Here is a 22,765-nt window from a genome sequence, read left to right as displayed (position 1 = left end):
ATCAAAAATTGAATGACAGAAATTTCATCAATAAATTACGATTGTTGATTACTCTTCCAATCTAATATCTAAAGCAAGACCTTTCAACTCGTGCATCAATACATTGAATGATTCTGGCAATCCTGGTTCTGGCATTGGTTCACCTTTCACGATTGCTTCATAAGTTTTAGCTCTTCCTATTACATCATCTGATTTTACAGTTAGGATTTCTCTCAAGATGCTCGATGCTCCGTAGGCTTCTAATGCCCACACCTCCATCTCTCCGAAACGCTGACCTCCAAATAGAGCTTTACCTCCTAATGGTTGTTGTGTAATCAATGAGTATGGTCCGATCGAACGAGCGTGCATCTTATCATCAACCATGTGTCCTAATTTCAACATGTAGATCACCCCTACTGTTGCTTTTTGGTCGAAACGATCTCCTGTTCCTCCGTCATATAGATAAGTATGTCCAAATCTTGGTACACCTGCCTCGTCTGTCAATGCATTGATTTCGTCTAACGATGCACCGTCAAAGATAGGAGTTGCGAATTTTTTACCTAATTTCTTACCAGCCCATCCCAATACTGTTTCGTAAATCTGACCAATGTTCATACGCGAAGGTACCCCAAGTGGATTCAACACGATATCTACTGGTGTTCCGTCTTCCAAGAATGGCATATCTTCATCGCGAACGATTTTTGCCACGATACCTTTGTTTCCGTGACGACCTGCCATCTTGTCCCCTACGCGTAGTTTACGCTTTTTAGCAATATAAACTTTCGCCATTTTCAAAATTCCTGATGGCAATTCATCTCCTACAGAAATCATGAATTTTTCACGACGCAACGATCCTTGCAAATCGTTTAATTTGATCTTATAATTGTGCAACAAATCAGTAATTAAGGCATTTGAATGATCATCCAATGTCCATTGTCCTTGTGTCAAATGTGAAAAATCTTCAACAGCCATCAACATTTTGTGAGTGTATTTTTTACCTTTTGGCAATACTTCTTCTCCCAAATCGTTTTGTACTCCTTGCGAAGTTTTTCCATTTACTATCTGGAACAATTTATCAACTAACTTTTCCTTCAACTCATTGAATTTTACTTCAAATTGAGTTTCTAAAATTGCAATATCTTCTTTGTCTTTTTGACGCTTGCGTTTGTCTTTTACAGCTTTTTGGAACAATCTCTTATCCAAAACTACCCCTCTCAACGATGGAGACGCTTTCAAAGACGCATCTTTTACATCACCTGCTTTGTCACCAAAGATAGCACGAAGTAATTTTTCCTCTGGCGTTGGATCTGATTCTCCTTTTGGAGTAATCTTACCAATCAAAATATCTCCAGGTTTTACTTCGGCTCCGATGCGAATCATACCGTTTTCATCCAATTCCTTAGTTGCCTCTTCAGAAACATTTGGAATATCGTTGGTCAATTCTTCAGATCCTAATTTTGTATCTCGAACTTCTAATGTATGCTCGTCGATATGGATAGATGTAAAGATATCATCTCTTACTACTCTTTCAGAAATTACAATCGCATCCTCGAAGTTGTATCCTTTCCAAGGCATAAACGCCACTTGAAGGTTTCTTCCCAATGCCAATTCTCCGTTTTGAGTAGCATATCCCTCACAAAGTACTTGTCCTTTTTGTACTCTATCTCCTTTTCTTACGATTGGTTTCAAGTTGATTGTAGTACTTTGGTTGGTTTTGCGGAATTTGATTAGGTTGTACACTTTTTCATCTGGTTCAAAGCTAATCAATCTTTCCTCATCTGTACGATCGTATTTGATAATGATTTTTTGAGCATCTACATACTCTACTGTACCACTTCCTTCCGCATTGATCAACACACGCGAATCTACAGCTACCTGTCTTTCCAATCCTGTACCTACAATAGGTGATTCTGGACGCAACAATGGTACTGCCTGACGCATCATGTTTGATCCCATCAACGCACGGTTGGCGTCATCATGCTCCAAGAACGGAATCAACGAAGCCGAGATAGAAGCAATTTGGTTTGGTGCCACATCGGCAAAATCCAATTGAGATGGTTCTACCACTGGGAAATCCGCATCTTCTTTTGCTACAACTTTTTCGTCTGTAATTGTACCGTCTTTTTCTACATTGATGGTTGCTTGAGCAATCAATTTACCTTCTTCTTCTTCGGCAGACAAATACACAGGTTCTGTTTTGAAATCTACTTTACCATTTTTCACTGGACGGTAAGGCGTTTCGATGAATCCCATGCTATTTACTTTTGCATAAACTGCCAATGATGAAATCAAACCAATATTTGGTCCCTCTGGTGTTTCAATCGGACACAAACGACCGTAATGTGTATAGTGTACATCTCGCACCTCGAAACCTGCTCTCTCTCTCGAAAGACCTCCTGGTCCTAATGCAGACAAACGACGCTTATGCGTAATCTCTGCCAATGGGTTGGTTTGATCCATGAATTGAGACAACTGGTTGGTACCAAAAAACGAGTTGATAACTGATGACAATGTTTTTGCATTAATCAAATCGATTGGCGTAAATACCTCATTGTCTCTCACATTCATTCTTTCGCGAATGGTACGAGCCATACGAGCCAGTCCTACACCAAACTGAGCTGACAATTGCTCACCTACTGTACGCAAACGACGGTTTGACAAGTGGTCGATATCATCAATCTCTGCTTTTGAATTGATCAACTCAATCAAATATTTCACGATAGTGATAATATCTTCTTTAGTAAGCACTTGTTTTTCGATAGGCGTATCCAAGTTCAACTTCTTGTTCATTCTATAACGACCTACTTCACCTAAATTGTATCGCTGGTCAGAGAAGAACAATTTGTCGATAATACCTCTTGCAGTTTCCTCATCTGGAGCTTCGGCATTACGCAATTGTCTATATATGTATTCTACAGCCTCTTTTTCAGAGTTTGTAGGGTCTTTGTGCAAAGTATTGTGGATGATAGCATAATCTGTTTGGCTGCTATCTTCTTTGTGCAACAAAATTGTTTGCACATCTGCTTCGATAATTTCTTCGATATTGTCTTGGTCAAGTGCCACATCTCTTTCCAAGATGATAGAGTTACGCGTAATCGTTACTACTTCACCAGTATCTTCGTCCACGAAGTCTTCGTAAGTAACTTTCAATACTCTACCAGCCAAGATTCTACCGATGTATTTTTTCAATCCTGCCTTAGTAACTTTTACTTCTTCTGCAAGGTCAAAGATTTCTAAGATGTCTTTATCGCGTTCGAAACCAATCGCACGGAATAAAGTAGTTACAGGTAATTTTTTCTTACGGTCGATATATGCGTACATCACATTATTGATGTCTGTTGCAAATTCGATCCAAGATCCTTTGAAAGGAATGATACGAGCTGAATACAATTTGGTACCGTTTGCGTGGTAAGACTGTCCAAAAAACACCCCTGGCGAACGGTGTAATTGCGATACAACAACTCTTTCTGCTCCATTGATCACAAAAGTACCACTTGGCGTCATGTAAGGGATGGTTCCCAAATACACATCTTGTACGATGGTTTCAAAATCCTCATGTTCCGGATCTGTACAGTACAATTTTAAACGAGCTTTTAAGGGTACAGAATATGTAAGACCTCTTTCGATACACTCTTCGATAGTATAGCGAGGAGGGTCAACGAAATAATCTAAGAATTCTAATACGAATTGATTTCTAGTATCCGTAATAGGAAAATTTTCCATAAAGGTCTTGTAAAGCCCTTCGTTACCTCTTTCGTCAGATTTGGTTTCCAATTGGAAAAAATCTTTAAATGACTTTACCTGAATATCCAAGAAATCTGGATACACTGGAGTATTTTTTGTTGAGGCAAAATTTAATCTTTCAGTATGATTTGTAATCATCAATGGATAAATTTTGATTGGTGAATATTGTGATTTTTTTATGCGTAAAAAATTATACGCAAAATGGTTTAGGCCACTGAGACGAGCTCAGGGCCTAAACCTTATTGTAATTTGCTTGTAAAATTATTTCAACTCTACAGTTGCACCTGCTTCTTCTAAAGCTTTTTTCAATCCTTCAGCCTCGTCTTTAGAAACTCCTTCTTTAACGTTTGCTGGAGTACCATCTACTAAATCTTTAGCTTCTTTCAATCCTAAACCTGTCAATTCTTTAACAGCTTTAACTACTGCCAATTTGGAAGCACCTGCGTCTTTCAATACTACAGTAAATTCAGTTTGCTCAGCAGCACCACCTGCTTCACCTGCACCACCTGCAACTACTACTGCAGCTGCTGCTGGTTCGATTCCATATTCTTCTTTTAATACAGTTGCTAACTCATTAACTTCTTTTACTGTCAAGTTAACTAATTGTTCTGCGAATTGTTTCAAATCTGCCATTTTTTTCTATCTTTTAATTTGATTTGTAAAATTTATAATTTTTATTTGTGCGTTCTCTTTTGTAAAACAAAGATGGTTTGATTTTATTCTTCGTCTTTGTTTTGGTTTTGAAGAGCAGAGATAACTCTTTGTGCAGGAGATTGCAATAATCCGATGATTTCTGCGATAACTTCCTCTTTAGATTTGATTGCTACAAGAGCATCTAATTGGTTGTCTCCGATATAGATTTCATCATTGATAAATGCTCCTTTCAAAACTGGTTTATCAGCTTTTTTGCGTAATTCTTTGATGATTTTCGCAGGACCATTTGCAACTTCTCCAATCATAAGAGCACTGTTTCCTTTTAAAACAGTTGCTAAATCTCCGTACTCATTTTCTGAAGCTTCCATTGCTTTTGCAAGCAAAGTGTTTTTTACTACTTCCAATTTGATTCCTGCTTTGAAACAAGCTCTTCTCAAGTCTGAAGTTGTAGAAGCGTTTAATCCAGATATATCTGCAACATATAAAACCTTTGTATCAGCCAACTGTGCAGTTAAATCTTGTATTGCAATTGATTTTTCTTCTCTAGTCATACTAAATAATTTTAACTACCAATTATACTGCTTTTGGATCTAAAGCAATCGCAGGGCTCATTGTACTAGAGATGTGAATAGATTTCACATAAGTACCTTTTGCTGCAGTTGGTTTTAATTTGATTAATGTTTGAATTAATTCAGAAGCGTTCTCAGCGATTTTTTGAGCGTCAAATGATACTTTTCCGATGGCTGCGTGAACGATACCAGTTTTATCAACTTTGAAGTCGATTTTACCAGATTTTACTTCTTGTACAGCTTTTGCAACATCCATAGTTACAGTACCTGTTTTAGGGTTTGGCATCAATCCACGAGGACCTAAAACGCGCCCTAATGGCCCTAATTTACCCATTACAGCTGGCATAGTGATGATTACATCAACATCTGTCCAACCGTCTTTGATTTTTTGTAAATAGTCGTCCAAACCTACATGGTCTGCTCCAGCTGCTTTTGCTTCTGCTTCTTTATCTGGAGTAACCAAAGCTAATACTCTTACATCTTTACCTGTTCCGTGTGGCAATGTTACAACCCCACGAACCATTTGATTTGCTTTACGCGGATCTACTCCTAAACGTACAGCAATATCAACAGACTCGTCAAATTTTGCAGAAGCAACCTCTTTGATCAATGCAGAAGCATCAGCCAAAGAATACAATTTATTCTTCTCAATTTTTGATACAGCCTCTTTTTGCTTTTTTGTTAATTTTGCCATTTTCTCTTTAATTTAAAAAAGGAGCTTTTCCTGTTACTTTACTGTGATTCCCATTGATCTTGCAGTTCCTGCAATCATAGACATTGCTTTCTCGATCTCAAATGCGTTTAAGTCTGGCATCTTGTCTTCTGCAATTGCTCTTACTTGATCTTCGGTGATTGAAGCTACTTTCTTACGGTTTGGTTGTCCAGAACCTGATTTGATTTTTGCAGCTTCTAAAAGTTGAACAGCAGCAGGTGGCGTTTTTACAACAAAGTCAAAAGATTTGTCTTTGTAAACTGTAATTTGTACTGGTAATACTTTACCGGGTTTATCTTGTGTTCTTGCATTAAATTGCTTACAGAACTCCATGATATTTACCCCAGCAGCCCCCAAAGCAGGTCCAACCGGTGGCGATGGATTCGCAGCACCTCCCTTTACTTGTAGTTTTACTACTTTACTAATTTCTTTTGCCATTTTTTAAAAAATTAAGCACATCTTTCTATTGGAAGCGATTGATGTGAATATGTAACATTTATAATTTTTCTACTTGTGTATAGCTCAATTCCAATGGTGTTTTTCTTCCAAATATTTTCACCATTACTTCTACCTTTCTCTTGTCTTCGTTGATTTTTTCAATCACTCCGTTGAATCCGTTGAAAGGTTCCATCGATTACTTTGATGGTTTCGTTGATTTCAAATGGTATTAAGCCTGTATCTACGGTAGTTGCCAATTCGTCAACTTTCCCTAACATTCTGTTCACCTCTGATTGTCTCAAAGGTACTGGGTCTCCGCCTCTTGTTTCTCCCAAAAAGCCTACTACACCAGAGATTGATTTGATGATATGAGGCAATTCTCCTGTAAGATTCATCTCAATCATTACATAACCTGGAAAATATACTTTTTCTTTCGTAATTTTTTTTCCGTCTCTTTGGTAAACTACTTTTTCGGTTGGTACTAAAACCTGAGAAAGATAGTCAGACATCCCCAATCTAGAAATTTCGGTTTCTATATAATTTTTTACCTTATTTTCTTGACCGCTGACAGCTCTTACTACATACCATTTTTTCACATTATTTTCTGCCATGATTCAAGAAATATTAGCCGTTAATAATATTAAAAAAACCTGCAATTGCTTTTTGGAATACAGTATCTACTCCCCAAATCGCCAAAGAAAACAACACTGTAAAGATTGCTACAATAATTGTATATCTTTGCACTTCTGACCATGGAGTCCAAGACACATTGGTTTTTAATTCGTTGAATGAATCTGCTATATAATTACTTTTTTTAGCCATTGCTTTTTTTATTTTGCACGGGTGGAGGGATTCGAACCCCCATCAACGGTTTTGGAGACCGCTATTCTACCCTTGAACTACACCCGTAGATAAAGTCGGCACGGATGCCGACTTTAAAGTTATAGATTAAATTAGTCTAACAACTCAGTTACCTGACCTGCACCTACTGTACGACCTCCTTCACGGATAGCGAAACGAAGACCTACAGACAATGCGATTGGTTGCAACAACTCAACAGTGATTGTCAAGTTATCTCCAGGCATTACCATATCAGTTCCTTCTGGCAATACGATAGTACCAGTTACGTCAGTTGTACGCACATAGAACTGTGGACGGTAGTTGTTGTGGAATGGAGTGTGACGTCCACCCTCTTCTTTTTTCAAGATATAAACCTCAGCTTTGAATTTAGCGTGTGGTTTTACTGAACCTGGTTTACAGATAACCATACCACGACGGATATCAGACTTGTCGATACCTCTCAACAACAATCCTACGTTATCTCCAGCCTCCCCACGGTCAAGGATTTTACGGAACATCTCAACCCCTGTGATTGTAGAAGTCAATTTATCAGCTCCCATACCGATGATTTCTACTGGGTCTCCAGTGTTAGCAACTCCAGTTTCGATACGTCCTGTAGCTACTGTACCACGTCCTGTGATAGTGAAAACGTCCTCGATTGGCATCAAGAATGGTTTTTCATTGTCACGCACTGGCTCTTCGATCCAGTTGTCAACAGCATCCATCAATTCCATGATAGTATCAACCCATTTAGCCTCACCATTCAAAGCACCCAATGCAGATCCTTTGATTACTGGACCATTGTCTCCGTCGTAATCATAGAAAGACAACAAGTCACGAACTTCCATTTCTACAAGCTCTAACAACTCTTCGTCGTCCACCATATCAACTTTGTTTAAGAATACAACGATTCTTGGAATACCTACCTGACGTCCTAAAAGGATGTGCTCACGAGTTTGTGGCATTGGTCCATCTGTAGCAGCTACTACCAAGATAGCTCCATCCATCTGTGCAGCACCAGTTACCATGTTTTTAACGTAATCCGCGTGACCTGGACAGTCAACGTGTGCATAGTGACGGTTAGCTGTTTGATACTCTACGTGAGAAGTATTAATTGTAATACCACGCTCTTTTTCTTCCGGAGCGTTGTCAATTGAGTCAAATGAACGAACTTCAGACAAACCTTTGTCAGCTAATACTTTAGTAATAGCAGCTGTTGTTGTAGTTTTTCCGTGATCTACGTGTCCGATTGTACCGATGTTTAAGTGCGGCTTCGAACGATCAAAAGTTTCTTTTGCCATGATTTAAAATTTAATCTTAGTTATATAAATTAGTGTTCAAAATTTATTGAGCCAACGACGGGACTTGAACCCGTGACCTCTTCCTTACCAAGGAAGCACTCTACCGCTGAGCTACGCCGGCGTATGCCTATTTTTGTGGGGAGAGCAGGATTCGAACCTGCGAAGGTTTCCCAACGGATTTACAGTCCGTCCTCGTTGGCCACTTGAGTATCTCCCCGCCTATGTTTTTACTCGCCAAAAGAGTTTACCCTCTCCTAACAGACTGCAAATGTATAAAACAAATATAAATCTCACAAATATTTTTCAAACTTTTTTCTTTTATCTCTATACCACCATCAAATTGCAACCTCTTATGTCTGAATTATCAAACCTTCCATGGATCTCAAAGGTTCCATTGGCTTGCTTTCTTCCCAAATCTTGAGTTGCTATAAATGATATACTCTCAAAATTTGCCAAATCTATTATATTGACTCCACCTGTTTTTTCATTACTTAAGATACTAAAAGGATCTTCCGTATCTCGTACTATCACATCCATCCACGGCGGACACTCATATATTCCATCTCCCAACGAATATCCCTGTGACAACATTTCGGTCATTCCGTATTCCGAATGTATTTTTTCGACTCCAAAACCTTTTTTTAATAGTTCATGCAACTCCTCCCTCACCAATTCCTTTCGCATTCCTTTCATACCTCCTGTTTCCATTACTATGGTGTGTTGTAATTCAAAGATATGGGTTTCTATCAAATTCATCAAGGCATAAGACACCCCTATTAACAGTGTGTTTTTTTCTTCGTTTTCCAACAAATTGATTTTCTCAACCAATTCATCATAATTGTGCAGATAAAACCCACTGTGAGGACAGCCGGATTCTTTTATCATCCGCTCTACCATATATATTAAGGAAGAACCTTGTCGCTCTAAATATGAAGGTAACAATGCCAATATTGTATAATTTTCAATCGCTCCATACATTCTCTGAAATCCATTGAGAAAACTTTCTTCATAAACCGACAAATCACTTACGTAATGTTTACTCACCGTCTGCCCTGTGGTTCCACTACTGGTAAAAATCTCTTGAGGTTCTTTAGTGGTCGAAACGATTTTTTTTGTTTTAAAAAATTCGATAGGCAAAAAGGGGATTTGTTCCAATGTTGACACATTAGAAGGCGTTTTTTTTACTAAATCACAAAATTCTTTATACACTTGATTGTTTTCGTATTGAAATCGAAAAACTTTCATGGCTATTTTGTGAAATTGCTTTTTGGTCTGTATCGAAAAAACATCCTCTTTTGAAAACATTGCTTTGTCTTACTTATTCTTTTTAATATTGTTTGTTTTATTTCAAAGTCAAACAATTAACTTTATGTTAAACGTTTTTTTTTACGCTTATTTCATCAACATTATTCAACTTTTTGATTGCATAAATTATTCATAATAGTGTTTTATTCTTTTATTATGATAAACCATTACATTTTTCAACATCATCTGGTGTAATTCTATATTTTGATAAAATCCTTTTTTGATAAAATCCTTTACTCGACAGGGTTTATAAACCGCCAACTCTACATAATCTGACGAATGATCCATCGAAATCCACCCTACTCTATTTCTCTTACTTTGAATTTCTGAAAACAATTTAAACGGTACTTTTTTATAATTGTACAATCCATCGTCTTCTTTTTTGATTCCTGTATAATACGACAATATTTCCTCTGCCTCTTCTACTGTCAATTCTATTTTCATCATTTTTTCAACTGTTGACTGTATGCTTTTTACAGTGTCTTTTTTCGAAAACAGATTCAACAAATGTTCGTTACTACATTTATAATTGGCAATTTGTGTGTAAAAATCATCTACATTTTTCCCATAAATCAATCCAGGATTAGCATTTCCATGGTCTGTCGTAAAAATCACAATCGTATCATTGTCTTCTCTTGCAAATTTCAACACCTCTTCCAATGCTTCGTCAAATTGCAATTGCTCATGTATCAACGCTCCAATATCATTTCCATGTGCTGCCCAATCTACTTTACCTGACTCTATTTGTAAGACAAATCCGTCTTCGTGTTTTTCCATTTGTTGTATAGCAATTTTGGTCATTTCTGCCAACGATGGAATATTTTCAGTCAATGATTGTTCGCGTTTGGTGTCTATATAATAGGGCAATGCATCTGTATCAAATACACCTAAAACCTTTTGATTAGGCGACAATTTTTGCAATTCCCCTTTTGATTTTGCCACAAAATATCCTTGTTCTGCAAATTTAGCATACATATCTACTCCGTCTTTTCGCAAATTGCCATCAAAATATTTTTGACCTCCTCCCAGCAACACATCGTAGCCTTTTTCCAAGTATTTCTCGGCTATCAAACTCTGGTCGTTGCGTTTTTTTACAGCGACAGCAAAACCCGCTGGTGTAGCATGAGTAATGGGAACAGTAGTTACACAGCCCACTTTTTTTCCCATTTCTTTAAATTTTTGCCAAATAGGTGTAATAAAATTTCCCTCAGGATCTACATTGAGACTTCCATTATTGACACGCACCCCTCCGCCCCACGACGAACTTGCTGCCGCCGAATCCGTTACAGACGAATTTGCTGATGACATATCCATCAAGGCTCTTTTTACATTAGAATCTGAGTAAGATTGTATCCAAGCTGTCGGCTTTCCCAATAGTTTACGAGCATACAAATCGGTCAACGAAAGTGTTCCATTACTCATTCCGTCACTCACCATAAAAATCAGATTTTTAGCAGTCAAACGCGGTTTTTCACTTTCTCCCAATATATTTGCTTGAACTTCTCCAGGTAACATTAATGTCCCCAAGGAAGCTACCCCCCCTATTTTTAAAAATTTTCTCCTTTTCATTTTTTATAAAAAAATCTACATGAGACAACAAAGATACTCTCATTTATATAAATATCAATTTTTTTATATAAAAAAACAGTACAAATCTCTATTATGTGTACTGTTTTTTATTTTTTTTTGATAATGCACTATTCTGATTTTTCAGAACTATATTTTTTCTTTTTCATAACAACAAAAGAGCTATTGCTTTACTATTTTATAGGTCTGATTACCTACTACAAGAAAATATATCCCTGCTGACAAATACTCCATACTCACCTGATTAAGTCCTTCTACAAGTTCTATTTCTTGCAATTTCTTGCCCATTGCATCGTATAAATCCCCTTTTTGGGAATTTTTGACTAACACTGAAAGATTGCTCAATACAGGATTTGGATACAATCCCGACAAAACGGCTTCTTGATCTCCTGTAGTAAGACTTTCACAATCTTCACTATACTCTGCTCCTTGATCTTTGTTCCAGTTTGCTAAATAATTTCCTTGAGCATCATCTACTTTTATACACGAAAGATAGGGATTTCCTATTGCTGAAAAATTTATAAAATTTGTATTATTACCATTCTTCACATTTAAAGAAATCAATTCATTATTTTCACAAAAAAGTTTATTAAGAGAAGTACAATGACTTAAATCTAAACTAGTCAATTTATTATCTTGACAAATCAATTCAACTAAATTCGTTCCTAAACCTTGAAAAAAAGTGATAAGATTTTCTGCACAGTGTAGTTGTTTCAAAGATGGATTATAAGTTAAATCCAAAGAAGTTAATTGATTATTCTCACAAGAAAGTAGCTCTAAAAGTGTGTTTTGACTCAAATTCAAACTTTCTAATTGATTGTCATAACAATACAACTTTTTCAGTTCCGTATTTGCACTCACATCCAAAGAAGTTAATTGATTATTCTCACAAGAAAGTAGCTCTAAAAGTGTGTTTTGATTCAAATTTAAACTTTCTAATTGATTGTCATAACAATACAACTTTTTCAGTTCCGTATTTGCACTCACATCCAAAGAAGTTAATTGATTCTCAGAACAATCTAACTCTGTAATATTTACAAACGCTTCGATTCCTGTAAGATCCTGAATCCCCATATTCAACAAATCAATTGCCCCTGTATAGGCTACTGCTTCAGAGATTTGTATTTCATCATCTTCATTGGTATTTATTTCTAAATTTTCAACCAAAATCTGTTTCATATTCTCATCAGGGATATTTACAACAACCTCCTCTTGTGCTACAGCAGATGATACGGTAAATAAAACTGCCCCAACAAAGGCTAATCTGATAAAATGTAATTGTTTTTTCATATGTAAAAATAAATTTATTGAATTAAAAAATTTTTATTTTAAAAGAACTATTTCTAAATTCAAGTGCACTTTTCAGTTTGCAAATATATAAAAATAATCTAAATAAAAATTATTTTATAAAAATTAATTAACCTAGGAGATTGATTTATTGTAATCAAATTGATTTACTTTTGCATCATAAAAACTTTTCAAAATGAAAAAACGACTAAACAAGAAGAAAAAAGATTACTCTGGAAAAATATTGATTTTCTTATCAAAAAATCCTACTAAATCTTTCAATTATAAACAAATTTCTTCTGCACTTGATGTCAATAATACACACGGAAGAAATGAAATTATCAAAGAATTACAAAAACTCCGTGCCACGAAAAAAATCATAGAAAAAGAACACGGTAAATACAGCATTGTAGAACAATCATACTACATCGGTACGCTGGATATGACCACCAAAAAAACGGCATATTTTGTTTGCGAAGATTTGGAAGAGGATGTATTTATTCCACAAAACAACCTCAGCAAAGCCTTGCACGGAGATACAGTAAAGGCCTATATTTTCAACAAACGCAAAAACAAACGCCCAGAGGCTGAAATCGTTGAAATCGTAGAACGAAACAAATCTGAATTTGTTGGTATTTTGCAAATGCACAAAACTTTTGGTTTTGTAGTATGTGCCAATCCTCGTATGTATGTAGATTTATTTGTGCCTATCGAAAAAATCAACGGTGCCAAAGACGGTGATGTGGTATTGGTAGAAATGACCGATTGGCCTACTCGTGCCAACAATCCGTATGCTAAAGTGAAAAAAGTACTCGGAAAACCAGGAGATCACAGCACAGAAATACATGCTATTCTATCCGAATATGGTTTACCAACAGATTTTCCTGTCGAGGTAGAAACCTTTGCTCAAAAACTCGACACTTCTATTACAACCGAAGAAATTGCCAAACGCCGTGATATGCGAAAGGCACTTACCTTTACCATCGACCCAAAAGACGCTAAAGATTTTGACGACGCTTTGTCGTTTCAAGTGTTGGAAAATGGCAATTACGAAATCGGTGTACACATAGCAGACGTATCACATTATGTACAAGAGGGTACAATTTTAGACCAAGAGGCATACAATCGTGCGACTTCGATTTATCTAGTCGATCGCGTAATACCTATGTTGCCCGAAGTATTGTCAAACTTTGCCTGTTCCTTGCGACCTCATGAGGAAAAATATACCTTTTCTGCGGTGTTTGAATTGAACAAAAACGCTGAAATCGTCAATAAATGGTTTGGTCGCACGGTAATTTATTCAGACGAACGAATGGCGTACGAAGAAGCTCAATACATCATCGAAAACAGCAAAGACCGATCAATCATCAATAAAGACGGTTCTATAGAAATTCCAGCTGATGTGTCGATTCGCGAGGGGGCTTATACGCTTTCAAAAGACATCGTTTTTGCGGTGGAAACGATGGATGAATTAGCAAAAACACTGAGAAACAAACGATTTGCAAATGGTGCTATTTCTTTTGATAAAGCAGAGGTAAAATTTCACTTAAACGAACAAGACGAACCCATAGGTGTGTATTTCAAAGTTGCCAAAGATGCCAATCATTTGATTGAGGAATTTATGTTGCTGGCAAATAGAAAAGTGTCGGAATTTATCGGAAAGCAAAACAAAACTTTTGTCTATCGTGTACACGACGAACCCGACCAAGATAAATTATTCAACTTACAATCAATCATTTCAAAATTTGGTTACGGATTGAATTTCAAAAACAAAAAATCACTGACGCAGTCTATCAATCAATTATTGATAGATGTAAAAGGCAATCGAGAGCAAAACTTGGTGGACACGCTCACCATTCGCAGTATGAGCAAGGCTCAATATTCTACCGAAAACATTGGACATTACGGATTGGCATTTGATTATTATTCGCATTTTACTTCGCCTATTCGTCGCTATCCCGATGTGATGGCTCATCGATTGTTGCAACATTATTTAGACGGTGGAGCGTCGGCAAACGAAGAGGTGTTTGAAGACAAATGTCGCCATTGCTCACAAATGGAAAATTTGGCAGTAAATGCAGAGCGAGACAGCATCAAATACATGCAAGTAAAATTTATGCAAGACCATCAAAACCAAGAATTTTTGGGTGTGATTTCAGGCGTTACCGAATGGGGTATTTATGTAGAAATCATCGAAAATAAATGCGAAGGTATGATTAGAGTACGCGATTTAGATGACGATTATTATATTTTCGACGAAAAGCAATATGCTATGGTAGGCGAAGTTACCGGAAATAAATTACAGTTGGGTGATGAAATAGTCGTGAAAGTAAAAAACACCGATTTGATAAAGAAACAATTGGATTTTTATTTTGTAAGGAAAGGATAAAAACAAAACCACGAGTTGAAATTTTCAACTCGTGGTTTTTTGTTTCGTTTAACTATTTTCTTTTAAAAAGTCTATTAATGATGAACTTTAGAATGAGAGAAACAATCACAGATTTTCCAGCTGAGGGTGTAAATGCACTCAGAGCACTACTAACTGCAGTTTTTGCAAAATTATTGGGAGTCAATTTTTCAGTAGTACTAGAAAATGTTTGAGTCAACTTTCTCCATTGAAGTTCTCTCTCCAACTTTAAAATCTCCAACTCATTATTAAGCTCTTCAAAATTGTTAAAATCTTTTTTCATAATGATTAATTATTAAAAAATATTGCAGAAAGCTTTTTGAGAATAGGCAACTCTATCAATGTTTCTCTCAAAACATAAACCATTAATGCCATAAAAAAATAAACTCCAGCAACGATTAAAAATCCCAAGGTGTTGCTTTGTAACTCGTGCCCAATCATAAATGCCAATGAAAAAGACAAAAAAAGCAACCCCAAAGCACACATTAGGGTAATAGCCGATATTTTTAATAGCAAACCAAATGCTTTCGCAGAAATCTTGAAACCAAGCAACTGAAAATATTTAATATTTGCATCGACAAAGGCTCTTGTCTCTGCTTGCATTTCTGAAAAATTGTTTTTTATTTCCTCCTTCAAAGACATCTTTTCTCTTTTAAATTTGTTCTTAAGCTTGTTTTTCAACTTTTGCTTTCAATCGAGCAATTTTATCTTCCAATTTGTTGATTACTTCATCAGCCTTATCACCTGAATCAGCTACAAAAGATTCGATTGTATCCTCTATATTTTCTTTTTTAGAAGAAATCAAACCTACTAATTGGTTTTTCAACTCCTCAATCTTGCATGCTACCTCATCTTTTCCTTCTTTAAACCCTTTTGAAATTTTCTTTCTCGTATCAGAACCTCTTTCTGGTGCTAATAAAATACCCGCAACTGCTCCTACAGCTGCTCCTGCTAAAATAGCTACTAATGTATTACCTGTTCTACTCATAATGTTATATTTTTTAAATTTCCCTAAAGATACAACTTACTACTGAATTACCTCCTTAAAAAAAACATAAAGTTTTTTTTTATCAAAAAAAAAACGCACACTTTAGGATTGTCTTTTTAGAGAAATCATCTACTATTTGTCATTTTCAACTAAACAAGGGACAAAAAACATTTCGCCTAATAAACTTGTCCAAAAACGAATGGATAAGTACCTAAACATAGGATTTTTAAGGATTAATTTTAGGTGTTTATAATGAAGAGGTGAGCTTTAAATTCACCTCTTCTGTTTTGTTAAATGATAAACTTGAATTTCACAGGTTCTAATTCCGGATTTTTTCCAAACCTTACTGAATATTGCTTCGAACTTAAAAAAGGTTCCTTTAAAAGGAATAAAATTTCATTTTTATAAAAGATTATCATATAAAATTTATTTAAAGGAGCTAAATATTGTTCGGATTTACCTTATTTATCACAATGGATGTATGCATTTTATACGTTAAAACACGATTTGCACCTCTTCTTTGTAATGTTGTAGCGTGGCGTTGAGACTTGCCGTCCAGCCATCTACAAAGATTTTACCACTGTTTTGGGTAGCATCTTTGATAGTGGTGGCAAAATCATCTTTGGTGATTTGCTCACTATTGGTGATGTAATAATGGTTGCCGATTTTGTAGATACAATTCTCTATAACCTCTTGCGGAGCCTCGCTTGGCTCATCTAAACCAACTTTGAAAATCATCGTATAGATACGCGACAAAGCATCTTGGTGCAAGGTAGGGAACTGGATTTGTCCGTTTTCGTCTTGGGTGAGTTGTGGGGCGTCGGTGTGGTCAAAGACTTTAAAGCCGTAGTCCGTATCCTCCCCAAATTCCTCTCCCCCCGCCCTCTCCGAAAGAGAGGGAGCTTTTCCTTTATTGGAAGTCCCTCCTTCGGAGGGATTTAGGGAGGATACTCTCCTCAAACGCTCGATGGTGATGCTGGATATTACGGGCGGTAAACCATTGTCTTTACAAAACTGATAGGCGGGTTTGCCCTCGGCGATAGGCTCATCGATTTGGCAAAGGATAAATTTGCGGTTGCCCCCGTCTTCGGCGTTGAGTGCCATTACGGCGTGTCCTGTGGTTCCCGAACCTGCGAAAAAGTCTAAAATAATGTCGTTGTCTTTGGTAATAAAATCAATCAAGTACTTTATTAAAGAAATAGGTTTTGAATAATCAAAATATTTACCTTGTAATAACTCTTCCAGTTGGATAGATGCAGTTTCATTAGTTGCAACACCAAAATCAGGATTTATTAAATTCCAAGGAGTTTCAGGTTCATATTCTAATCTTTCATAAGATGGAGAAAAAGCAATTGTTTTTATTGATATTTTAGTTCCTAAATCTATTTCTTTATTAAGATTTTGTTGAGACCATTTAAACTTCCCTACTAAATGAATTGGAGTTATAAAAAAACCTTTTCTAACTTCAACATCTTTTAATAACTCTATCTTATAATTTTTTGTTCCATATTCACCTTTTTCATATACACCATCTTTTAAAGAAGTATCTATAATATTTGCTGGAAAAATAAGTTCTTTTACACTATTTGTTTGATTCATAAGACCATTACTACTCTTGCTATCTTTCTGTAATCCCTTAAATTTGGTATTATCTTTATTTTTTTGATAACAAAGAATATATTCAACAGCTTTTTTAGTTTTTAATGATAAATTTGCGGGTGTTTCAGTTTTAACCCAAGAAAAAAGTTCAATAAAATTCTCTTCCCCAAAGATTTCATCGCAAAGGATTTTGAGGTTGGCTTGTTCGTTGTCGTCAATGGAGATAAAGATTACGCCGTCTTTTGCCAATAAATCTCTTGCCAACAAAAGGCGTGGGTACATAAAGGTGAGCCATCCGTTGTGGCTTTTTTTGGTTTTAAAGGAAAATTCCATTCGGTCAAAATCCTCATCGGAGAGGCTGTCGGCTACACCCAATACTTGGGCTTCGTGGCGGTCAAACTTATCGGGATAAACAAACTCATCGCTACTGGTGTTGTAGGGTGGGTCTATGTAGATACATTTTATCTTTCCGCTGTAATGGGGTTTTAGCAGTTTTAGGCTGTCGAGATTATCGCCTTTGAGTACCATATTTTGGGTGGTGTCGATGTTCTTGCTTAGTGTTCGGTTCAGCAATAATTCTTTTTGGGTTTCTTGTGCGTATTTGGCACGAGCCACGCCACGCCCTACAAAGTTCAGCCCATAGCCATTTACTTTTTCATCAATGGGTAAGCCTAAAACGTTTTTGAGCTCGGCAAGGTTTAGTCCGCCGTCTTTTAGCACAGACGGATAATTTTCTTTTAAGAATTGTTTCAATTTGTTTTCTTGATTTTCTGTGTTCAGTACAGAAAATCCTTGGTTTATGAATGCTTGTTTATCGTTCATTTTGATTTGTTTTTTGTTTTGAACAAAAATGATTATTCTTCTGTGAGCCACTTCCCAAAGAGACCATTTTCGTGAGGTCACGAAAATGGTCATCCACATTGATATTCTGTGTTTTGCACGAGTCTATTGCTCTGTGTATAGCAACCAAAAAATTTTCCCATCGTGCATATCCTAACACCGATTGTAGCTCACGAGCATACCACACTTCTATTTTTTCTTTGACTTCATTTTCAATGAAATGTACAACTTCATCAAATAATGATTTGTATTGTATAATTTTATTCTTTTCCATTTTCAAAGGGGTATTGGTTTATGTTTGTTTGTCGTTCATTTCTTCCTGCTTTCTTTTTTGGCTTGTTTTTCCAATTGATGGAGGGTTTCTAGATAGCTTTCCTCTACGCTTGATAAGGTTTTGGCGTTGTATTTTCGGTATTCGGTGAGGGCTTTTTCTTTGGCTTTTTCGGTGGAGATTTTTCCTGCATCGGTCAGTACTTTTCGCCCTGTGGAGGAGAGGATATTGTCTAGCTCTCGTGCATAATCTGCCATTTTCATTTCTCGCTCTTCGATGGCGTTGAGCTCTGCCAAATCAAAATACGCCGCTACCAAATTGTTGAGTACTTTGAGTTCTTGCTCTTTGAGGTAATTTTTAGCAATCATTGCTTCGGCTTGTGTGGGTTGTGAGCCTTTGAAATTCGTTAGCCCAGCAAAGGGTTTGTCGCTATCTACACGATAATAAATCACCTCGCTTGCCGTATTGCCGTGTGCAGCGTAGTGGAGTTTGTTCTGCACGATTTTGAAAAAATCTTGACTCACTTTGCTCTTGGGGTCGTAATCGGTAGCAGTGGCGTACAAGTCCAGTACTTGCCGATACATTACTTTTTCGGACGAACGAATATCGCGGATTCTATCTAAAAGTTCTTTCCAATGGTTGCCACCGCCGAGGTTTTTCAGGCGTTCGTCATTGAGGGTAAAGCCTTTTACGATGTATTCTTTGAGACGCTCTGTAGCCCAAATACGGAATTTGGTAGCAATGTGCGATTTGATGCGATAACCCAAGGAGATAATCATATCAAGGTTGTAATGTGTTACATTGTAGGTTTTGCCATCGGTGGCAGTTGTTCGGAATTTCCGAACAACTGAATTTTCCTGCAATTCTCCCTCCTCAAAGATATGGCTAATATGCTCACTTACATTCGATTTACTTGTTTGGTAAAGCTCTACTAATTGTTGTTGTGTGAGCCAAATATTCTCGTCTTCCAAACGGACTTTCAGTTGGTTATCTTCGGTGGTTTGGTAGATGATGATTTGTTTATTTTGATTTTCCATTTTCTTTTTACTATTTTTCAGACTTTGACAAAGTGCCAAAACTTACCCTTTTACTAACGCCGATAATTGCTGTCCTTTTATTCGTTCTTTAAAGGAGATTTTTATATTTTGTTTTTTGTAATATTCATTGAGTTTCTCAAAATATTTTTTAGCAAAATCGATTTTAGCTTTTTCCTTTTTAGAAATATCGCCAGAGGTTTCATAGCCTTTTGCTTCTACCACCAAAAACACTTTATTGCCTTGTTCGCCTTTAATGGCGTAGCAAAAATCAGGGTTGTACTCGCCCAAAGGAGTTTTGATTTTGAGTTTTGGCAACTTCCCAAAAATGGCTATTTCCGAAATATTGGGGTCTTTTTCTATCACTTCCAATTCAAAATCGCTATCGTACTCGATGACTTCCTCAAAAATCCATTTTTCTTTGAGGGCAAAATCTGTATCAATATCCTTTTGGAATTTGCCTACACTCCCTTCTTTGAGATAGGTTTTGTCATTTTCCGTTTGAAATACATTGGCAAGGGCTTTCCCGCTGATGCCGTCGTATCGGATATGGGCTTTTATAGTATTGATGAGATTGTCTTCTATGATTTTTACGATTTCCTTTTGCACTTGTGCAGGATTATTGGCTATGGTTTGGGTTTTAAACACCTCGTTCAACGCATTAAAAATCTGTACTACAAAGGCAAGTGGCGTTTTGGTTTTATTGGCTATCCATTGTACCATTCTCAAAATATCCACTTGATTTTTACGCTGTTGCACTCCCACTATTTCGGTAGTAATGGCATCTTTTCGGTCTATTTTATCTACATTGAGAATTTCTCTTTTGGTTTGTAACAAGACTTGATGGATTTGCAAATTTTCTATATCGGTCTTGATATTTTCAATGAGTTGCTGTTGTCTTTTTTCGTCCAATGTATCCAATACATAAAAGGCATTTTGGCTGATGGTATTCCAAAGGGTTTTGAACTCCTGCAAATGGTTTTGCTTGATGAATATTTTTTTCTTATCTCCTGATTTATTGTTGCCATTATCTATAAAAGTATTCAGCTCCTTAGGTGAGACAAACACATGTAACAGGGCTTTTTCTTGCTCGGCAGGAAGATTTTGCTCTTTGAGTAGCGTAACAAAATTATCGGCTTTTTCGAAGATGCGTTCTCCATCAATAATCGCTTTACGCACAATCAATTTTTCGCCTCGCAAAACATCATTGATCAAAAAATCAATAGTATCATCATCAAAAGTGGTTTTTTCTTTTAAAATATGAATGATTTCTTTTTCGGTAAAATTTTCAGAAACAAGAAACGAATTACTTAAAATTTCTTTTTGAATACCTTCTACAAATCCTTGTTCTTTGCTCGATACGACAACATCTAAATTGTTGATTTTCCAAAATTCCTCTTGATTGTTATTGAGATTTTTAAAAGTTTTTCGTTGCAGATTTTGGTTCACACAGATACGCAACCCACGTCCTATCTGTTGCAGTTTAGAGATTTCGCTTCCTTGGTTAGAGAGTTTGCAAATGGTAAATACATTGGGATTGTCCCACCCCTCTTGTAACGCCCAAATGGAGAAAATAAAACGCGTAGGGCTCTCAAAGGACAAAAGTTTTTTCTTGTCTCGCAAGATTTCATCTACCCCTGCTTTTACTTTTTGGTCGGTATTTCCTTTGTCGCCCGAAAAATACCCTTTATGCACTTGCAAATTTCCGTCCGTATCAAAGCTGTTTTTCAGATAGTGATAGTAGGCTGAATTGGCATCAAGGGTAGCGATAACCTCGTCATATTTCTTTTTAAATTCTTCTTCAAAAATGATTTTAATTTTCGGATTATCGCCACGAAACAAGCGGGTATCACTTTCGATAAAAAACAAGGACAGGGCTTTGATACCCTGCTCAAAAAGCATCTGTTCTTTCTGAAAATGAATCTCAATAGTTTTTGAAATCATCGCACGGAGCGACTCATCTGTAAGGGAATAATCTACTTTTTCAATAGTATCATTTTCCAATACGATATTGTCTTTGTTGATTTTCTTGATAGTTACCTCATTAAATGTTCCGCCCACGCCTACTTCTCTTCGCACAATGGTTCCATTGCTAAGTGTGTCAATCAAAGCGATGTTTTTGGAACCTTTTTTTTCAATCCCCACAAGTGTATCTATACGCTCTACAATATCTTGGGTATAGACCACGATTTTCTTTACCAAATTTTGGCGAAAAGACGAAATACTATCCAACATATACGCCACATTGGAGAGCTGTACGCTGTCTTTTTTTCGTGGAAAAGTCGCCCCAAAACGCAAGTAATAATTATTAAACCCTTCGAAATACTTTTTAAATGCATCGCCGTCAAATCGGTGGGGTTCGTCCATTATCACAATCGGATTGAGCTGTTTGAGACACTCCAAATAGGTTTTGGGCGTTTGGATTGGATTTTGGTAAGTGAATAAATTATTGATTTCGCGTTCCAAAGGTCTGTTCAAAATATTATCCTTGCTCGAAAAGGAACTTGGCGTCATTATCAACACCGACAAATGTTGTGAATGAATAAAATTATTGACCGCCGAAATGTTTCCGCCCTCGTAAGTAAACACTTCTATTTCTTTTTCCTTTTCATTGGCATACAACCCTTTGAAATAGGCTTTGGTATCTTCCAAATTGGTTTTCGTTCCCTCGCGAATGGGCACCGTGGGAATGAGAATAATGAATTTTTGGTAACCAAAATTTCGATTCAGTTCAAAAATCGTTTTGATGAAAGTAAAGGTTTTTCCTGTACCTGTTTCCATCAGTATATCGATGTTTTTGGCATTTTGTACAGAAAAAGAGTATTGATTTTTGTTTTTGTGTTCGGTAAGTGTTTTTTCAAAAGAATCTTGCTCGTGCAAATTTTCAAAAATCTGCACAATATTACGGATACAATCTTCCTGATAAGATTGCGTTTCGTATTGAAATTGTTTTAGTTTCATTTCACTATCATATTTTTTATACTTTGTCAAGGTTTCGAACTTTGACAAAGTGCTTATCTTTTCAACCTCGACAAATTTACAACGGAAAAGCTGTACTTGCAAAATTATGATGTAAAGAAGAAAATTATGAGCGGAAAAAGTTAAACACGTTAAATATTATTTTGGGTACTATTTATAGTTAAACCACATAGATACATAGATTTTACTCTATATTTCTATGTGGTTTACAATTTTTCTACCTCTATCAAA

Annotated in this window: 18 protein-coding genes, 3 tRNA genes and 1 pseudogene; 1 reads left to right on the top strand and 21 read right to left on the bottom strand. The window is 36.4% G+C overall.

What is annotated here, in order from left to right; all coding sequences use genetic code 11:
- Positions 1-48 precede the first annotated feature (48 nt).
- From rpoB to AB4865_RS04000, 14 genes and pseudogenes are all read right to left on the bottom strand, one after another.
- Positions 49-3,861, bottom strand: a complete 3,813-nt coding sequence (gene rpoB / locus AB4865_RS04065) for a DNA-directed RNA polymerase subunit beta (RefSeq protein WP_372474463.1) — start codon at positions 3,859-3,861, stop codon at positions 49-51.
- A 123-nt stretch (positions 3,862-3,984) separates the two neighbouring features.
- Complete coding sequence (rplL, locus tag AB4865_RS04060) at positions 3,985-4,356, bottom strand: 50S ribosomal protein L7/L12 (RefSeq protein WP_372474462.1); 372 nt, start codon at positions 4,354-4,356, stop codon at positions 3,985-3,987.
- A gap of 83 nt (positions 4,357-4,439) precedes the next feature.
- Positions 4,440-4,928 (bottom strand): 50S ribosomal protein L10, encoded by a 489-nt coding sequence (gene rplJ / locus AB4865_RS04055; protein WP_372474461.1) that lies wholly within the window; start codon positions 4,926-4,928, stop codon positions 4,440-4,442.
- A gap of 22 nt (positions 4,929-4,950) precedes the next feature.
- Positions 4,951-5,640 (bottom strand): 50S ribosomal protein L1, encoded by a 690-nt coding sequence (gene rplA / locus AB4865_RS04050; RefSeq protein WP_372474460.1) that lies wholly within the window; start codon positions 5,638-5,640, stop codon positions 4,951-4,953.
- Between the two features lie 33 nt (positions 5,641-5,673).
- Positions 5,674-6,096, bottom strand: coding sequence for a 50S ribosomal protein L11 (gene rplK, locus AB4865_RS04045; protein ID WP_372474459.1), 423 nt, complete (start codon positions 6,094-6,096; stop codon positions 5,674-5,676).
- Between the two features lie 58 nt (positions 6,097-6,154).
- Positions 6,155-6,707: pseudogene (nusG, locus tag AB4865_RS04040) on the bottom strand (transcription termination/antitermination protein NusG).
- A 13-nt stretch (positions 6,708-6,720) separates the two neighbouring features.
- On the bottom strand, positions 6,721-6,918 hold the full coding sequence (secE, locus tag AB4865_RS04035; protein ID WP_372474458.1) for a preprotein translocase subunit SecE: 198 nt from the start codon (positions 6,916-6,918) through the stop codon (positions 6,721-6,723).
- A 16-nt stretch (positions 6,919-6,934) separates the two neighbouring features.
- A tRNA-Trp gene (locus AB4865_RS04030) sits at positions 6,935-7,005 on the bottom strand.
- Between the two features lie 44 nt (positions 7,006-7,049).
- Positions 7,050-8,237, bottom strand: coding sequence for an elongation factor Tu (tuf, locus tag AB4865_RS04025; RefSeq protein ID WP_372474457.1), 1,188 nt, complete (start codon positions 8,235-8,237; stop codon positions 7,050-7,052).
- 49 nt (positions 8,238-8,286) lie between these two features.
- A tRNA-Thr gene (locus AB4865_RS04020) sits at positions 8,287-8,358 on the bottom strand.
- A 15-nt stretch (positions 8,359-8,373) separates the two neighbouring features.
- A tRNA-Tyr gene (locus AB4865_RS04015) sits at positions 8,374-8,454 on the bottom strand.
- Between the two features lie 107 nt (positions 8,455-8,561).
- Complete coding sequence (locus AB4865_RS04010; RefSeq protein WP_372474456.1) at positions 8,562-9,542, bottom strand: acyl transferase; 981 nt, start codon at positions 9,540-9,542, stop codon at positions 8,562-8,564.
- Positions 9,543-9,668: 126 nt separating this feature from the next.
- The gene (locus AB4865_RS04005) at positions 9,669-11,111 is read right to left on the bottom strand and encodes an alkaline phosphatase (RefSeq protein ID WP_372474455.1); all 1,443 of its coding nucleotides are present in this window, start codon (positions 11,109-11,111) and stop codon (positions 9,669-9,671) included.
- 180 nt (positions 11,112-11,291) lie between these two features.
- Positions 11,292-12,419 carry a T9SS type A sorting domain-containing protein gene (locus AB4865_RS04000; RefSeq protein ID WP_372474454.1) on the bottom strand — a complete coding sequence of 376 codons (1,128 nt, stop codon included), beginning with the start codon at positions 12,417-12,419 and terminating at the stop codon, positions 11,292-11,294.
- A 193-nt stretch (positions 12,420-12,612) separates the two neighbouring features.
- Between AB4865_RS04000 and rnr the strand changes: the two genes are divergently transcribed.
- Positions 12,613-14,805 (top strand): ribonuclease R, encoded by a 2,193-nt coding sequence (rnr, locus tag AB4865_RS03995; RefSeq protein ID WP_372474453.1) that lies wholly within the window; start codon positions 12,613-12,615, stop codon positions 14,803-14,805.
- A gap of 52 nt (positions 14,806-14,857) precedes the next feature.
- On the opposite strand, the gene AB4865_RS03990 is transcribed toward rnr, so the two are convergent.
- The 7 genes from AB4865_RS03990 to AB4865_RS03960 all read right to left on the bottom strand — a co-directional run bounded on the left by AB4865_RS03990 (position 14,858) and on the right by AB4865_RS03960 (position 22,516).
- Positions 14,858-15,106 (bottom strand): DUF6327 family protein, encoded by a 249-nt coding sequence (locus tag AB4865_RS03990; RefSeq protein WP_372474452.1) that lies wholly within the window; start codon positions 15,104-15,106, stop codon positions 14,858-14,860.
- A 5-nt stretch (positions 15,107-15,111) separates the two neighbouring features.
- Entirely contained in the window at positions 15,112-15,465 is a 354-nt protein-coding gene (locus tag AB4865_RS03985) for a competence protein (protein ID WP_372474451.1), read from the bottom strand.
- A 22-nt stretch (positions 15,466-15,487) separates the two neighbouring features.
- Positions 15,488-15,811 (bottom strand): YtxH domain-containing protein, encoded by a 324-nt coding sequence (locus AB4865_RS03980; protein WP_372474450.1) that lies wholly within the window; start codon positions 15,809-15,811, stop codon positions 15,488-15,490.
- A 495-nt stretch (positions 15,812-16,306) separates the two neighbouring features.
- Complete coding sequence (locus AB4865_RS03975) at positions 16,307-18,232, bottom strand: site-specific DNA-methyltransferase (RefSeq protein WP_372474449.1); 1,926 nt, start codon at positions 18,230-18,232, stop codon at positions 16,307-16,309.
- Positions 18,222-18,524 (bottom strand): hypothetical protein, encoded by a 303-nt coding sequence (locus tag AB4865_RS03970; protein WP_042344634.1) that lies wholly within the window; start codon positions 18,522-18,524, stop codon positions 18,222-18,224. Before AB4865_RS03970 ends, AB4865_RS03975 begins: the two co-directional genes overlap by 11 nt.
- A 35-nt stretch (positions 18,525-18,559) precedes the next feature.
- Positions 18,560-19,558, bottom strand: coding sequence for a virulence RhuM family protein (locus AB4865_RS03965; protein ID WP_042344633.1), 999 nt, complete (start codon positions 19,556-19,558; stop codon positions 18,560-18,562).
- A 42-nt stretch (positions 19,559-19,600) separates the two neighbouring features.
- Positions 19,601-22,516 (bottom strand): DEAD/DEAH box helicase family protein, encoded by a 2,916-nt coding sequence (locus tag AB4865_RS03960; protein ID WP_372474448.1) that lies wholly within the window; start codon positions 22,514-22,516, stop codon positions 19,601-19,603.
- Positions 22,517-22,765 lie beyond the last annotated feature (249 nt).

The organism is Capnocytophaga sp. ARDL2, from assembly GCF_041530365.1.
Taxonomy (GTDB): Bacteria; Bacteroidota; Bacteroidia; order Flavobacteriales; family Flavobacteriaceae; genus Flavobacterium.
Note: the sequence above shows the minus strand (reverse complement) of the source record. Positions and strands in the feature narration are given on the sequence as shown.